A 379-nucleotide genomic window follows, 5' to 3' on the forward strand; every position below is an offset into this window, starting at 1 on the left:
TTGGCTCGGCGGACCATGCCCTGCAGATGGCCTCGTAGGGTGTGAGGCCACGCAGGGTCTTGAGGCGGCGCGCGAAGTTGTAAGCGCTGACGAAGTCGGCCAAGTGAGCGCGGAGCTGTGCATGGCTGTCGTAGTGGTAGCGCTTGACCGTCGCGTCCTTGATCGTGCGGTTCATTCGCTCGACTTGACCGTTGGTCCAGGGGTGCCGCGGCTTGGTCAGGCGATGGTCGATATCGTTGCGGGCACAGGCGGACTCGAAGCTGTGGGCGCGGAAGGTCTCTCCGGCGGCAATCGCCTCCTTGATGATGGAGGCGGCCGAGGCAACGTTGCCGGGTGTCGTGAAGTGGGTGCCATTGTCGGTGAGCACCGTGTGCACCTT

Annotated in this window: 1 protein-coding gene; it reads right to left on the reverse strand. The window is 64.1% G+C overall.

All coding sequences use genetic code 11. The features are described 5' to 3' along the window. Positions 1-379 (reverse strand): integrase core domain-containing protein (locus FV217_RS22575; RefSeq protein ID WP_246683164.1); only part of this gene is annotated, 379 nt, incomplete at both ends.

The sequence above is a fragment of the Methylobacterium sp. WL9 genome (assembly GCF_008040035.1).
GTDB classification, from domain to species: Bacteria; Pseudomonadota; Alphaproteobacteria; order Rhizobiales; family Beijerinckiaceae; genus Methylobacterium; species Methylobacterium thuringiense.